Source organism: Bradyrhizobium dasycarpum (assembly GCF_042019905.1).
In the GTDB taxonomy this organism is placed as follows: domain Bacteria; phylum Pseudomonadota; class Alphaproteobacteria; order Rhizobiales; family Xanthobacteraceae; genus Bradyrhizobium; species Bradyrhizobium japonicum_B.
The window spans coordinates 1,847,638-1,861,303 of sequence record NZ_CP169574.1 but is presented as its reverse complement, the minus strand read 5'-3'; the positions used below and the strand labels follow the sequence as shown (position 1 = coordinate 1,861,303).

Annotated in this window: 11 protein-coding genes and 2 pseudogenes; 9 read left to right on the top strand and 4 right to left on the bottom strand. The window is 65.2% G+C overall.

The annotated features are described in order from the left end of the window. Positions 1 to 568: 568 nt before the first annotated feature. Positions 569 to 1,285: a DUF599 domain-containing protein gene (locus tag ACETMP_RS09335; RefSeq protein ID WP_375160697.1), complete on the bottom strand. Its 717-nt coding sequence runs from the start codon at positions 1,283 to 1,285 to the stop codon at positions 569 to 571. Positions 1,286 to 1,410: 125 nt separating this feature from the next. Between ACETMP_RS09335 and ACETMP_RS09330 the strand changes: the two genes are divergently transcribed. The 4 genes from ACETMP_RS09330 (at position 1,411) to ACETMP_RS09315 (ending at position 4,217) form a co-directional block, all read left to right on the top strand. After that, positions 1,411 to 2,073: a glutathione S-transferase family protein gene (locus tag ACETMP_RS09330; protein WP_375160696.1), complete on the top strand. Its 663-nt coding sequence runs from the start codon at positions 1,411 to 1,413 to the stop codon at positions 2,071 to 2,073. A 282-nt stretch (positions 2,074 to 2,355) separates the two neighbouring features. Then, on the top strand, positions 2,356 to 2,559 hold the full coding sequence (locus ACETMP_RS09325; RefSeq protein WP_126258634.1) for a hypothetical protein: 204 nt from the start codon (positions 2,356 to 2,358) through the stop codon (positions 2,557 to 2,559). 170 nt (positions 2,560 to 2,729) lie between these two features. Further along, on the top strand, positions 2,730 to 3,734 hold the full coding sequence (locus ACETMP_RS09320; RefSeq protein WP_375160695.1) for a hypothetical protein: 1,005 nt from the start codon (positions 2,730 to 2,732) through the stop codon (positions 3,732 to 3,734). 42 nt (positions 3,735 to 3,776) lie between these two features. After that, positions 3,777 to 4,217, top strand: a complete 441-nt coding sequence (locus ACETMP_RS09315) for a DUF1489 family protein (protein ID WP_375160694.1) — start codon at positions 3,777 to 3,779, stop codon at positions 4,215 to 4,217. Between the two features lie 9 nt (positions 4,218 to 4,226). On the opposite strand, the gene panC is transcribed toward ACETMP_RS09315, so the two are convergent. Beyond that, positions 4,227 to 5,078 (bottom strand): pantoate--beta-alanine ligase, encoded by an 852-nt coding sequence (gene panC, locus ACETMP_RS09310; RefSeq protein ID WP_375160693.1) that lies wholly within the window; start codon positions 5,076 to 5,078, stop codon positions 4,227 to 4,229. Between the two features lie 283 nt (positions 5,079 to 5,361). On the opposite strand from panC, the gene ACETMP_RS09305 reads away from it, so the two are divergent. From ACETMP_RS09305 to ACETMP_RS09290, 4 genes and pseudogenes are all read left to right on the top strand, one after another. Further along, on the top strand, positions 5,362 to 6,285 hold the full coding sequence (locus tag ACETMP_RS09305; protein ID WP_375160692.1) for a division plane positioning ATPase MipZ: 924 nt from the start codon (positions 5,362 to 5,364) through the stop codon (positions 6,283 to 6,285). Positions 6,286 to 6,622: 337 nt separating this feature from the next. Further along, positions 6,623 to 7,483, top strand: a complete 861-nt coding sequence (locus ACETMP_RS09300) for an alpha/beta fold hydrolase (protein WP_375160691.1) — start codon at positions 6,623 to 6,625, stop codon at positions 7,481 to 7,483. Positions 7,484 to 7,605: 122 nt separating this feature from the next. Beyond that, positions 7,606 to 8,355: a VWA domain-containing protein gene (locus ACETMP_RS09295; protein ID WP_375160690.1), complete on the top strand. Its 750-nt coding sequence runs from the start codon at positions 7,606 to 7,608 to the stop codon at positions 8,353 to 8,355. 69 nt (positions 8,356 to 8,424) lie between these two features. Further along, positions 8,425 to 9,152 (top strand): annotated as a pseudogene (locus ACETMP_RS09290) (DnaJ domain-containing protein). A 247-nt stretch (positions 9,153 to 9,399) separates the two neighbouring features. On the opposite strand, the pseudogene ACETMP_RS09285 reads toward ACETMP_RS09290, so the two are convergent. After that, positions 9,400 to 11,245: pseudogene (locus tag ACETMP_RS09285) on the bottom strand (D-alanyl-D-alanine carboxypeptidase). A 387-nt stretch (positions 11,246 to 11,632) separates the two neighbouring features. Between ACETMP_RS09285 and ACETMP_RS09280 the strand changes: the two are divergent. Beyond that, positions 11,633 to 11,971 carry a phasin family protein gene (locus tag ACETMP_RS09280; protein WP_028135884.1) on the top strand — a complete coding sequence of 113 codons (339 nt, stop codon included), beginning with the start codon at positions 11,633 to 11,635 and terminating at the stop codon, positions 11,969 to 11,971. A 73-nt stretch (positions 11,972 to 12,044) separates the two neighbouring features. Here the strand turns inward: ACETMP_RS09280 and ACETMP_RS09275 are convergent, their stop codons facing one another. Further along, complete coding sequence (locus tag ACETMP_RS09275) at positions 12,045 to 13,397, bottom strand: pilus assembly protein TadG-related protein (protein ID WP_375160689.1); 1,353 nt, start codon at positions 13,395 to 13,397, stop codon at positions 12,045 to 12,047. Positions 13,398 to 13,666: the final 269 nt, after the last annotated feature.

Below are 13,666 nucleotides of genomic sequence, written 5' to 3'. Positions count from 1 at the left end.
CTGGGAATACTGCGGCGATAGGGCGGGCCGTGCGTACGGCAAAACCGTGTGGTCCTGGCCGTCGTTGCTACGGTCAAGCCGGATCGAAGATGTGCGCGAGCCCGACCGGGCGGACGGCATCGCCAATTCGAACGGCGAGGGAGACCAGAAGGAAAGTTCGGCTCCCGGGAGAGCACGGCATAAGCCGTCCGACCATCGCGCAGGGAAGGCCGAGTGATCGGCACCACCTGTATGCTGCTGTGCGGTTCTTCCTGCGTGTGCATTTTCGCGCAGCGGACCGCGGGTGCGATGTCGGCACCCGGCCTTCCCTGCGCCCTCTTGGATTTAGAGGGACGAAGATGAAGCAAAAGCTCGGGCGGACAAGCCGCGAGGCCGCAAAGGCGTGTCTACGAGCGAGATGCGAACTGGAAGAGTGATGCTCTCGTGCCCCGGACGCAGCGCAGCGCTTCTTTAGCGGTGCGCTGCAGAGCCGGGCCCATGTCGCCGCATCGTGCCGCGTCGCCCTGGGTCCCGGCTCTGCGCTGCAACGCCAAGAGGCGTTGCATCTTGTCCGGGACACGGGAGTGCCTCAGTGACCCCGCTTCATCGCCCCATCGCCATCCGCCACCTCCGGCGCCATTGCGGCCCAGGCGCTGGATGCGAACTGGCGGCGCCAGGTCACGACCACCACGGCGGCGGTGGTGACGAACAGCACCCAGGGGCTGACGAACCAGCCGAGATAGCCGAGCGCGAAGAAGAACGCGCGCTGGCCGCGGTTGAAATGGCGGCCGGCGGATTCGAACAGGCGCGAGGTGCGGATGACATGGGCTTCGGCCGCCGGCGTGTCGCGCTGGTCCGCCGCCGGCATGCCGCCGAACAGGATCGCGACATAGTTGAACAGGCGATAGGCCCAGGCGAACTTGAAGAAGGCGTAGACGCAGATCAGCACGAGGCCGACGCATTTCAGCTCCCACATCGCCGGCGAGGTGCTGAGATCGATCGGCAGCTTGCTCAGAATCGTGATGGCGTCGTCGGTGGCGTGCAGCAGCGCCAGCGCGCCGCCGAGCGCGATCAGGCTGGTGGAGGCGAAGAAGGCGGTGCCGTTCTGCAGCGAGGTCATGATCTGCATGTCGACCATGCGGGTGTCGCGGTCGAGCATCCGGCGGACCCAGACCTCGCGATAGCGGTTCATGCGCGCCGACAGGCTGTCGCGGCCGTAGGCCGAACGTTCCAGCGTCAGGGCATAGGCCAGCCATTCGATGACGAAGAAGCCGACGGCGGCGATGTCGACCCAATGCCTGCTCATGTCTGTCTCCTGGCGCGGGCTGCAACGATTGCCACGCGTGAGCCGGCGCGGCAACGATTGATTGGCGGCAGGCGATGGCGTTAAAAGCGGCTCGCCTCGAGCACATCTCTGGAAGGACTGATGACATGGCTGCGCTGAAACTCGCCATCGGCAACAAGAACTACTCGTCATGGTCGATGCGGCCCTGGCTCGCGCTTCGCGCCAACGACATTCCGTTCGTGGAGACGCTGATTCCGCTCTACACCGACAATCCCGCGGACAAGGAGCAGATCCTGTCCTTCAGCCGCGCCGGCAAGGTGCCGGTGCTGGTCGACGGCGACGTCACCGTGTGGGATTCGCTCGCCATCATCGAATACGTCGCCGAGCGCTATCCGGAAGTGAAGCTGTGGCCCGACGACATCGCCGCGCGTGCGCATGCCAGGTCGGTGTGTGCCGAGATGCATTCCGGCTTCGTGGCGCTGCGCAACGAATGCGGCATGAACCTGCATCGGCCGATCCGCCCCGTGGCGCTGTCGGCGGACGCCAAGGCCAACATCGCACGCATCGAGGAGATCTGGCGCGAGTGCCGCACGCGGTACGGCGCGAAGGGTCCGTTCCTGTTCGGCCGCTTCGGCGCGGCGGACGCGATGTATGCGCCGGTCGTGCACCGCCTGCGCACCTACGCGATCGAGGTCGCGCCGGATACCAAGGCCTACATGGAGACGATGATGGCGCTGCCGGCGTTCCAGGAATGGACCCGGGACGGGCTCGCCGAGACGCTCGTCATCGCCAAGTTCGAGGACGCCTGACCGCCGGGCTGTCCGAGGCCGCCGGCCGGCCCTGAGAGTCGGCCGGCAGCGCCCGGCTGGAAATGGCGCCCCGGGGTGCGACAAGCTGTCTGACCGAACGGCCCACGCCGGTATCATCGGCCGCCGGTTCCGCCTCTATCATTCTGAAAAGACTGTCAAATATGCGTGTTTGCCATGCTGGCATGGCGCTGGCCAAAACCAAGGGTCGCGTGCTATACAGCGCTCGGGTTTCCGGCCGGCCGTCGTAGTGGGACCATGGACGAGGCAGGCGCTGTTTGAGTGATGGAGAGGGTGTTGAAGCACAAATTCCCGATTGGAACGCGCGTATTGTTCACGGCCAGCAACGTCGCGCGCCCGGCCGCCAGCGGCGCGTATGAGATCATCCGTCTGCTGCCGACCGATGGCGACGACTGCCAGTATCGGATCAAGAGCTCGACCGAAGCCTTCGAACGCGTTGCCAAGGAAAGCCAGCTCGCGCTGTCCTAAGCCGCTCGCGCTCCTGAAGGCTGACGCACCCCGCATTGCTGCCATCAGGGAATAGTATCCTGCCGCCGTCAAAAGGCCCGCTTCACCTTCAAAAGGTGGGCCGGGGCAGTTGCCGACTCGCGGTGCTCGCTTGACCATTCGCTCTCTGCTCGCGTGAGGGGACGTCGCGCATGAACTGGGCATGGGCTGCTTCGCTCGACCAAATCTGGCGCTCGCCGGCCTTTCCGATGTGGATGACGCTGGCCGCTGCGGGATTCTTCGGATTGATCCTGCTGATCACGCTGCTGCGCGCCGATAGATCGGTCGCCAACGGCGCCCTGACGGTGATCACGCTGCTCTCCATGGCGATCGCCGGAGCTGCCACCGTGCGCGTCTATGGCCCGGCCGCGCCGACCGAGACGCGCGCGCAAGGTCAAGGCGCGGTCGTCGCCAGCCTGCCGGCGCTGTCCTGCCTTGACGACCTCGCCGGCGATGCGGTCGCCATCGGCTGCGAGAAGGCGTTGTTCGGCTCGCCGGATGCGGTGGCGGCCTCCGTGTCCTACACCGCGGCCCGGATCGACCGGCTGACGGCGCTCGGCGATGCCGCGACCGCCGAGAAGAGCCTGACGGCGGACATGAAAGCGCTGCGCAAGGCGCTGGAGCGCGATCGCTACGGTTTCGTGGCGCAGGTGCTGGTCGTGCGCGACGGCTGCACCCAGTTCGACTGCGCCGCGTTCCGCTCGCTGACCGACCAGCAGCAGGTCGCTGCCAACATGGATTTCCATCTCTACGACACGCTGGTCGCGCGCCATGCGCCGACCTGGAACGCGCCGGCGATGGCGACGGCGCCAGCGGCGCTGCCACCGACTGCGACGCTTGCGGGTCTGCCGCCATCGATGCCGACGGGCAAGCCGACCAATGCTGAGTTTCCGAGCGCCTCGTCGACGCCGCCGGTCAGCATCATGAATCCGGAGCCCGCGGCGACGACGCGGCAGGCGGCCCCGGCCGCGAGCACGGCGGCAGCGCCGGCAGCTTCGCGCGCCCCGGCAGCTGCCGCGGCTCAGGCTTCCGCGCCCGCGGCACCTGCTGCGAAAAGGCCGCCGCCGCCGAAGGCTGCGCGTGCCCCCGCAGCACCGGTTCCGCTCGCGCCCCCGCCGTCGACCGCGGCGGCTCCCGCAGCTGCGGATAACGAGTAGTTCGGCATTCCAAATGCGGTGCCGCCCGGCTAATGCTGGGTCATGCCGCTACATCTGATCAAGCTCGCCGTCGGCTGCGACTCCGTCAAGGAATTGAAGGAGTGGATCGCCGAACGGATGCAGACCGCCAGGAAGAAAGGTCTGCCGCAACGTCACGTCCACATCACCCGCATGGTCCCCAAGCGCGACGCCGAGATCCTCGCCGGCGGGTCGCTGTACTGGGTGATCAAGGGCGAGATCGCCGCGCGGGAAAAGATCATCGGCATCGAGCCGTTCCGCGACAAGGACGGTATCGGGCGCTGCCGCATCGTGATGCAGCCGAAGGTGATCTCGGTCTCGCCGCGGCCGATGCGCCCGTTCCAGGGCTGGCGCTATTTCACGGAGGATTCCGTGCCGCCCGATCTCGGCAGGTCCGCCGCCGGCTCGATCGCGGCGATGCCGGAGCCGATGCGGCGGGAATTGCGCGATCTCGGGCTGCTCTAGGCAGCGATTCTAGACAGCGATATTGTCGATCAGCCGGGTGCTGCCGAGCTTGGCCGCGACCAGGATCCGCAACGGGCCGTCCTTGCGCGAGGCGACCTCCGCCAGCGTCTCGGCATGGCGGACCTCGTAATAATCCAGCGCAAAGCCCGCCGCCTTGATCATCTCGGCGCCGCCGGCCATCGCAGGCGCGATGGCATCGCCAGCCTTGATCCGCCGCGCGCTCTCCTTCATGGCCCGGTAGAGGATGGGGGCGGTCTGCCGCTCCTCGGGCGACAGGTAGACGTTGCGCGAGGACATCGCGAGCCCGTCGCGCTCGCGCACGGTGCGCGAGCCGATCACCTTGACGCCGAGGTCGAGGTCGCGCGCCATCTGCGTCACCACCCGCAGCTGCTGAAAGTCCTTCTCGCCGAAGATCGCGAAGTCCGGCCGGACTTGCGTGAACAGCTTGCCGACCACGGTGGCGACGCCGCCGAAGAAATGCGGGCGGAAGCGATCCTCGAGCCCGGCGAGCGCCGGCCCCTCCGGCACGATTCGGGTGGCGAAGCCCTCTGGATACATCGCCTTGACGTCCGGATGCCAGACGACGTCGACGTCCTCGGCCGCGAGCTTGGCGATGTCGGCTTTCCAGGTGCGCGGATAGGCGCCGAAATCCTCGGTCGGGGCGAACTGGGTCGGATTGACGAAGATCGAGACCACGACGCGGCTGGCGCGCCGCTTGGCGAGGCGGACGAGCGACACGTGCCCGTCATGGAGCGCCCCCATGGTTGGGACCAGCGCGATCGTGGCCTTTCGCTTGCGAAGATTGTCGGCGGCGCGGCGCAAGGTCGGGACCGTGCGGGCGATCAAGGGGCTTGATGACATCAGGACTCGGCAGGGTTGGGAATCGGCGCAGCGCGATCTGCGCCCGGTGCGGCTAACCTTAACAAGCGGCGATCATGGACGCCATGCACCCGGATGCGGCACAGCATCCCGCGCAAGGCCGCGCATGACATCGCGACATTGTGGGCTGGATCACAGACGAAGATTGGCGCCGCCATTCATGATGAAGATCGGCGCAATACGATTTGCAAGACCTGTCACGCATTTCACTTGACCGCAGACGCGGCCAACTCGAAGATATTCATCAGGGGTGTTGAGGATTGCCATGCTTGTGCAGGCTAGCCAAGGCCAATCCGGCTCGGCGCATGTGGTCGTGCTCGGCAACGAAAAGGGCGGCTCCGGCAAGTCGACCACCGCCCTGCACATCGCCGTTGCGCTCCTGAAAGCCGGCCAGCGCGTCGCCACCATCGACCTCGACTGCCGTCAGCAGAGCTTCACCCACTACATCAACAACCGCGCCGCCTGGGCGCGCCGCACCAAGCTCGACCTCGAACTGCCGGTGCATCGCTGCATCAAGCTCGGCGAGACCATGCAGATCGCCGACAACGAGAATTCCGAGTTCCAGCAGTTCATGGAGGCGGTCTCGGCGGTCGAGAGCAGCTTCGACTTCATCGTGATCGATACGCCGGGCACCGACAGCTACCTGATGCGGCTTGCGCATTCGATGGCCGACACGCTGGTCACGCCGATCAACGACAGCTTCCTCGATTTCGACGTGCTCGGCACCGTCGATCCCGCCAGCTACGCGGTGACCGGCGAGAGCCACTACGCCGAGATGGTGCGCGACGTCCGGCGCAAGCGCCGCCAGCTCGACGGCTCGACCACCGACTGGATCGTCGTGCGCAACCGCCTGTCGATGCTCGGCTCCCGCAACAAGCAGCTGGTCGCCGAGGGGCTGAAGGACCTGTCGCTGCGGCTCGGCTTCCGCTACGTCGACGGCTTCGCCGAGCGCGTCGTCTATCGCGAATTCTTCCCGCGCGGCCTGACCGCCCTCGACGAGATCGACGAGACCACGCTCGGCATGCGGCCCAATCTCGGCCATCTCACCGCTCGGGAAGAGGTGACGAGCCTGCTGCGTCAGCTCAAGCTGCCGCTCGACGAGCGCGGCCGCCGCCGCGCCGCCAACAGGGCCGAATGGTTCAACCAGATCGACAAGCCGCTCGAGGTCCACGACATCCTCGGCGCCTGAGGCGGTATATCGCTACTTTCGATCGATCTGACCGCAGGGTTCCTCCTGGAACTGTCACCGCGTTCAGCCGTTTTTAGTTGACGTTTACCGTGAAATTGAACCCGACCGAATCCGGCTGCGTCGGATGGTGAGCTGCGTCCGATGCGGCCGCTGGATACAGGTGCTCAGAAAACGTGTGCGCCGCACAACGAAAGGGCTGCCGGTTCACAATATTTGGCCTTCCTGTCACGCGCCTGTGACATATATTAGCGAATAGGCGACGAGGGGACGGAGAGCCCCGGAGAACACGATTTTCAACAGGGATTCAGGCCACAAGCGCCTGAGGCTGAGGACGAAAATGAAGCGTGGAATTGCCGTTCTGGTTTCGGTCAGCGCCCTCTGCGGCATCGCCTATTTCACGGCGAGCAAGTGGGCGATCAAGCACGAGACCATCACCTTCTACGACGCCTCGCGCGACAACCGCCCGGTGCCCGTCTACGTCGCGGTGCGCCGCGACAAGGAAATGCAGGCCAATGCCGGCATGATCACGCTGCCGGTGGCAGTGATCAACCACGGCAATACCGTCAAGAACACCGAATACGGCTTCCTCGCCAACATCTTCGCTGCGCGCGGCTACATGGTCGTCAGCCCGCAGCACGATTTGCCAACCGATCCTCCGATGGTCACCAAGCCCGGTGAGCTCTATGTCGGCCGGCTGCCGCAGATCCTGCGCGGCGTTGCCAACATCCATTACGCCATGCAGGAGTTGAAGAAGCTTCAGCCCAATGCCGACTACGCCAAGGTGACGATGGTCGGCCACTCCATGGGCGGCGACATCACGATGTATTTCGCCAAGCACTATCCGGACGAGGTCAAGAAGGTGGTCACGCTCGACAATCTGCGCGTGCCCTTCGTCACCGCCGGCAAGTTCAAGATCCTCTCGTTCCGCTCGCAGGATCCGCAGTTCAAGGCCGATGCGGGCGTGATCCCGACCGACGAGGAATGCGAGAAGGCGGGCATCCAGGTCGTGAAGACCGAATTCCAGCATAACGACATGCGCGACACTGGTCCGGATGTTGCCAAGAGCTCGATCCAGAGCATGCTCGACAAATTCCTGAGCGCGACCGATAGCGAGATCGCGCCGGTCGATACGCAATCATCGCCGCCCAATGTGCTCGAGCCTGGTCCGGTCGCGCTGATGGCGCCTGCCAAGAGCTGATGCGTTAGCGCTCATCGTCCGCCGCATTCGCAAAGCCCCCGCTGGCTCCGTCCGCGGGGGCTTTGCACATTGACCGGGCCGCCCGCGCTGACCACATTAACTGCCCACGCAAGGGTCAAGGGATGTCGGGCGAACCCATCAAGCCGCGCGGCGGCGATGCCGTCTCGGCAGACGCCGGCGGCGCACTGCCGCGGGCCGGAACGTCGACCGCGGATGACATCGCCGCTTTCGTCGCCAAGGCGCGGGCGCTGTCACCCCATGCGCCGGGCGCGAAGGGGCGGCTGATCTTCGCATTGGATGCGACGATGAGCCGGCAGCCCACCTGGGACATGGCCTGCGCGCTTCAGGCCGACATGTTTCGCGAGACCGCAGCGCTCGGCAGCCTGGATATCCGGCTGGTCTATTATCGCGGCCTGAACGAGTGCCGCGCCACGGGCTGGATCTCCGAGAGCGCCAGGCTGGCGGCTTTGATGAGCAGGATCGATTGCCGCGGCGGCGATACCCAGATCGGCAAGGTGTTGACGGAGGTGCGACGCGAAGCGATTGCGTCGGGCGTGCGGGCTGTCGTCTTCGTCGGCGATGCCATGGAGGAGAACGTCGACGAGCTCTGCGCCAAGGCCGGCGAGCTCGGCATGCTCAAGGTGCCCGTGTTCGTGTTTCAGGAAGGTCATGACGCGGTCGCCGAACAGGCCTTTCGCGAGATCGCGCGCCTGACCGGCGGTGCCTGGTGCCGGTTCGATCCGGGCGCGGCGGCGCAGTTGCGCGAGCTGCTGCGGGCAGCCGCGGCCTATGCCGCCGGCGGCCGCGAGGCCTTGTTGAGATTGGCGGCGTCCGCAAGCGGCGCGGCCAGGCTGATCAGTCAGATGAAGTAGCGTTCGGTCGTCCCGGCTCGTGGCGGCGTGTGCCATGCATTTTGCCGCGAGGGCGACTATATTCCTGCCATGACTCTGCTCGCCGGCGCTGTCGCCGTTATCACGCTCTACCTGCTGCTCCAGATGTTCCGCGCCGCCAACCCGGCGGTGCTGGCGCGCGCCGTCAGATTCGGTGGCGGCGTGCTGGCGCTAGCGGTCGCGGCGTTCACAGGCCTGCGCGGCGAGCTGGCGGTAGCGATTCCGCTGGGGATTTTCGGCGCCGGGCTGTTGGGCTGGACCCCGCTGGCAAACACCGGCTTCGGCAATATCGGCGGGCTGTTCGGCGGCGGCGGGGCCGCGCCCTCATCAGGGCAGACCTCGCGCGTGCGCTCGCAGTTTCTGGATATGCGGCTTGACCACGATTCCGGCCAGCTCGGCGGACAGATCGTCGCCGGCCCTCATGCCGGGCGCGATCTCGGCGAGTTCGATCTTGCGAGCCTGCTGGCGATGGTCCCGAGCTTCGACGCCGAGAGCGTGGCCTTACTTGAAAGCTATCTGGACCGCCGGTTTCCCGCCTGGCGTCAGAACGCGCAGGGCGATGCGGCAGGGGGCAGCGCCGCACGGCGGCGAGCGGCAAAATGACGGCGGAGGAGGCCTATCAGATCCTTGGCCTGCAGCCGGGGGCGGGGCGTGACGACATCACCCGGGCGCACAAGTCCCTGATGAAGAAACTCCATCCCGACCAGGGGGGCTCGAACTATCTCGCTGCCCGGGTAAACGAGGCCAAGGATACTCTGCTTCGTACGCATAACGGCTAACTCCGGCACCACGCCACAAACGTCCGTACCGTGTGAGCTCCGCTTGCTCCGTTTGCCGTCGCCCCGATGCCCGCCATTCCGGCGTGGTCGATCCCTTGAGCAAAGTTTTAACCGTAAATTCTTGACGAGAGGTTGTCGCGGAACGGCCTTGTCGCGATTGCGCGATCATCTCCGCATCACGAACGCCTCCCCAAAATGAAAATGCCCGCGCAAGGCGCGGGCATTTCGTTTGGAACGGGAACCGAGATCAGTTGCGGACGGTGATGCAGGAGATCTCGGCGCGCTTTAGGGTGCGGCAGACCGCCTCGGCCTGGTCGCGCTCCAGCCCGGCGAAACGGGCGCGATAGAGCTTGCGATTGTCCTTGGCGACAACGGGCTCGGTGAACGGATCGGCCTTGCTGAGCAGGCCGCGGGCCGAGCTGCGCGCGGCGTCGATACGCTGCTGGGCTTCGTTCTCGCTCTCGAGGCGCTCCGACCTGGACGATCCAGCCGCTGTGGGTGACGGCAGGCTTGGTGGTGGCGCTCATCTGGACCGGCATCGGATCGGCCGAGGCGAGCTTCGGAGCGGCCGGGGCGGGCGCGGCGGCCGTTGCGGCCGGCAGCACGCCAAGGATCCCGTTGCCGGTGCCGAAGCCGGCCGGCTGCCGCGGCAGCTCGGTGCGGGGGATCTCGGCCTTCGGCGCTTCCGGTTGGCTGGCGATCTCGGGCTTGTTGATGAGGTCGGCCCGGGCGACGACGGCGCCGGAGGTTTCCGCGACGTCGGAGCGGGACGCAATGGTATTGGTGACGGGCGGGCCGACCTGGACCGGGGCGGCGGAGGCGACCTTCACCGGGCCGGCCTTGACCTGAACCGTCTTGACCCGGACCGGCTTCATCGGCTCGGACGAGCCGGGAATGATGGAGAGCGGCTGGCTCGAGATCACGCCATTGGTGAGCGGCGCAGGCTCGACCCTGGATTCCATCGGCCGAACCTCAGGCTTGCTGGTTTCCGGCCTGGTCGGGGCCGGCGGCACCGCGGCCGTCGCGGCGGCCAGCGTCGCGAGGCGAGCAGCGAGACGAGACGGGGCAGGCTCGGGAGCAGGGGCCGCTGCCTGGACCGGCAGTGCGGGACGGGCCGGCTGTGTATCCGAAGCGGCGGCAACAGCGGTCGCGGTGTCGGCGCCGTTGCGCTCGGTGACCGCGGCAACGGTGTGGACCGTCGCACCCTTCTCGAGATTCTCCGCGAGCAGGTTGCGCATGATGGCATCGCGCGAGCCGCCACTGCGGCCGCCGAGCACGACGCCGATCAGATGGCGGTTGCCGCGGCGCATCGAGGTGACGAGGTTGAAGCCGGAGGCGCGGGTGTAGCCGGTCTTGATGCCGTCCACGCCCTCGACGCTGCCGAGCAGGTGATTGTGATTGCGGATCGACTGTCCACGCCAGTTGAACGTGGAGGTCGCGAAATAGCGATAATAGCGCGGGAAGCGTTCCTGGATGGCACGGCCGAGCGTGGCTTGATCGCGTGCGGTCGTGACCTGCTCGTCGTTGGGAAGGCCGTTGGCGTTGCGGTACACCGTCTTGGACATGCCGAGCGCGCGCGCCTTGCGCGTCATCATCTGGGCGAAGTCGTCCTCGTCGCCGGCGATCGCTTCCGCGATCACCACCGCGGCGTCGTTGGCGGAGCGGGTGACGAGACCCTTGATCGCGTCCTCGACACGAATGGTCTGGCCGGCACGCAGGTTCAGCTTGGTCGGATCCTGGTCGGCCGCGTGCTTGGACACCGGCATCTCGGTGTCGAGCTTCATCTTGCCGGACTCAAGGCGCTCGAACAGCAGATAGAGCGTCATGATCTTGGTCAGCGAGGCGGGGTGGCGGATTGCGTCGGGGCTGGTTGCCTGCAGCACCGCACCGGAATTGCCGTCGACGATGATGGACGCGAATTTCGAGCTGGAGCTCTCGGATACATCGCGCTGCACCCGATGGTGCACGTAGTGCCGGCGATGGCGCCGTGCCTCGGCGGCATCGATGGTGAAGATGACCGCGCTGGTGATGGTGAGAAGCCCAAAAACGCCAACCCGCGCCAAGCGCGAGGCAGACAAGTTTTTACGAAGCATGGAACCCCGTCCCCGTTTCTGACTAGATCACCGGCCCGTGAGGCGAAATTGTGCCCAACGGACCCGGGATCACTACCTGCTCAGGCTGTCCCTCCGCTGGTGTTCGCCGCGGGGGACCTTGGACCTGAACCGCTATTCTGGCTAAGGTGATGTTCTCAAACGGCTTTCGACCGTCTTCGGAAGCTGACCACGTCCGGGAATCAGGGTAGGGGCCCGCGGTTTCCAAAAGCTTAAGGAAACCTTGCGGGAAACCCCGGGAATTTGCGCGAATGACGCCAAATTTTGTGCGTCGCACAAATATTCTTGACTTATTTGTGCGCTGCACTAATTATGAGCAGAGTCAGGGAGCCGGGGCTTCCGACCAAAGCCAGGGAAAAGGATTCCGGAATGTTCAAGGTTGAAGACTTTCAGAGCTACGGGAAAGAGCAGTTCGAGCAGTGCGTCGCTTCCGCGACCTCGGTGCAGCACGGCCTCCAGGCGATCGCCAGTGCCTATGGCGACTACACGAAGAAGTCGTTCGAAGACACCAAGTCCTTCGTCGAGAAGCTTTCCGGCGTGAAGTCGCTGGACAAGGCCATGGAAGCGCAGACCGATTTCGCCCGTTCCGCCTACGAGACCTTCGTTGCGGAATCGCAGAAGATCGCCGGCCTCTACAGCGACCTCGCCAAGCAGGCGTTCAAGCCGGTCGAGACCATCGTGTCGAAGTTTACCCCGGCCGCCCAGTAACGCTTTCAGGACATCTTGGAATCGAAAGCCCGGCTGGATCAGCCGGGCTTTTTGTTTGCTGGCGGTCAATAGGTCAGCGCGCCACGCGCAGCTTCGACAGCGAGGTGCCGATGTCCTTGAACACCGATACGGTCTGGCTGGGCGACGTGACCAGGTAGAACTTGTCGGTGCCGCTGGCGCAATATTGCAGCACGCTCGAGGTCGGATCGCTGCCGGTGTTCACCTGCACTGTGTAGATCGTGATGTTGGAAGGCTGGGCCTTGGCGTTGTCGCACAGCTTCTTCTGCCGCGCGTCGATCTGCGCGGCGTTGTTATACCAGCGGTTCTGCGTATTGAGGCCGTCGGAAAGCAGCACGATGGCGTCCTTGTAGGTGTAGTTGGTATCCTTAGCCGGCGCGTTCATGGGATCGCCGGTCGACAGCGTCATCCATCCCCAGGCGAGGCCGATGCCCTGGTTGGTGTTGCCCGTGGGCTTCATGGCATCGATCCGGCCCTTGAGCGCAGTCCAGTCGTAGCTCAAAGGCATGATCGGTTGCAGGTAGGACCAGCTGGCCGTGTTGCAGTAGGAGTACTGATCGGCCGGGAACAGCGTCCCCACATTGCCGCTCGTCGGCGTGGTGTTCTTGGTATCGTAGTCCTGATCGCGATCGGTCACGCAACCGGTCCAGGTATCGCGGTTCGCCGGCGTCCATTTCCATTTGTTGCAATTGTTGGAATTGCCCGACGTGCAGCTCCAGCTGCCGTTGGCAGCATCCCAATCGCTGAAATCGATCCAGCTCTTGTTATAATTGCTGGCGCCGACGTTGACGTCCTTGGCGAACGGAACGATCGAGATGTAGACGTCGCCAGGATTCTTGGCGAGCGCGCTGAGTTGATCGACCAGGTTCTTCGCGGCCGTCTGCATCGCCCCCATCTTGCCGTCGCTGGCCATCGAGCCGGTGTTGTCGAGCACCAGGGCCACGCGCATGCGGACGTTGCCCCAGGCGCTGGTGGACGTGGTGCCGACGTCGAGCGTCGGAAAGCCGGCGATCTTCATGAAGGTGGTCGTATAGGTGCCGGTTCCGGTGAGCTGGATCGTCGAGCCCATGCTGCTGCTCGCCGCATAGGTGGCCGCGACGCTGACCGAGGGCAGGGCGGACTTCGCTGTAAACATCGCGTTGAAATAGGCCTGCGCCGCCGTGCCGAGCTGCGAGGCGGTGATGGTGCCGTTCGACAGATCCTTGGAGAGCATCAGAGCGGCGGAGTCGAGGGCCGCCTGCATGGACGTGCGGGCCTGGACGGCGCGGCTGTAGTCTATCGCCGCACCGATGAAGCTCAGCACCGGGACCAGGGCGATCGCGAAAATCATGGCGATATTGCCTTGCTCGGCCGCCGCGAAGCGGGCGAACTGTCGACCAATCAGGCGGACGAGCGGCGAGCGAAACATGACAGACCCCGAAATCGGTGGTTTTGCCCGATTTCGCGCCACGCCACTGAATGCTTGGTAAATCGCACCGTAGAAGACCGGGGCATCCCCGGGAAAACGTCGCAATCGTGTTAAATGGCTTGGTTCCTGGTCAACAGATTCTAGGCGATATGGGCATAAATTTTTGTCAAATCGGTCCGGATTGATTAACCTTGGCCCGGATCGCCCGGACCGGGAATCGGGACTGCCGCGGCCATCGGTCGGACCTTTGCACGCTTGCGGCGAGCCGG

What these genes read in the sequence shown, in the direction of transcription:
- ACETMP_RS09330 (WP_375160696.1), top strand. Translation starts at nt 1,411, where the DNA reads ATGGCTGCGCTGAAACTCGCCATCGGCAACAAGAACTACTCGTCATGG.
- ACETMP_RS09275 (WP_375160689.1), bottom strand. Translation starts at nt 13,397, where the DNA reads ATGTTTCGCTCGCCGCTCGTCCGCCTGATTGGTCGACAGTTCGCCCGC.
- ACETMP_RS09280 (WP_028135884.1), top strand. Translation starts at nt 11,633, where the DNA reads ATGTTCAAGGTTGAAGACTTTCAGAGCTACGGGAAAGAGCAGTTCGAG.
- ACETMP_RS09335 (WP_375160697.1), bottom strand. Translation starts at nt 1,285, where the DNA reads ATGAGCAGGCATTGGGTCGACATCGCCGCCGTCGGCTTCTTCGTCATC.
- ACETMP_RS09315 (WP_375160694.1), top strand. Translation starts at nt 3,777, where the DNA reads ATGCCGCTACATCTGATCAAGCTCGCCGTCGGCTGCGACTCCGTCAAG.
- ACETMP_RS09305 (WP_375160692.1), top strand. Translation starts at nt 5,362, where the DNA reads ATGCTTGTGCAGGCTAGCCAAGGCCAATCCGGCTCGGCGCATGTGGTC.
- ACETMP_RS09325 (WP_126258634.1), top strand. Translation starts at nt 2,356, where the DNA reads ATGGAGAGGGTGTTGAAGCACAAATTCCCGATTGGAACGCGCGTATTG.
- ACETMP_RS09300 (WP_375160691.1), top strand. Translation starts at nt 6,623, where the DNA reads ATGAAGCGTGGAATTGCCGTTCTGGTTTCGGTCAGCGCCCTCTGCGGC.
- ACETMP_RS09320 (WP_375160695.1), top strand. Translation starts at nt 2,730, where the DNA reads ATGAACTGGGCATGGGCTGCTTCGCTCGACCAAATCTGGCGCTCGCCG.
- panC (WP_375160693.1), bottom strand. Translation starts at nt 5,078, where the DNA reads ATGTCATCAAGCCCCTTGATCGCCCGCACGGTCCCGACCTTGCGCCGC.
- ACETMP_RS09295 (WP_375160690.1), top strand. Translation starts at nt 7,606, where the DNA reads ATGTCGGGCGAACCCATCAAGCCGCGCGGCGGCGATGCCGTCTCGGCA.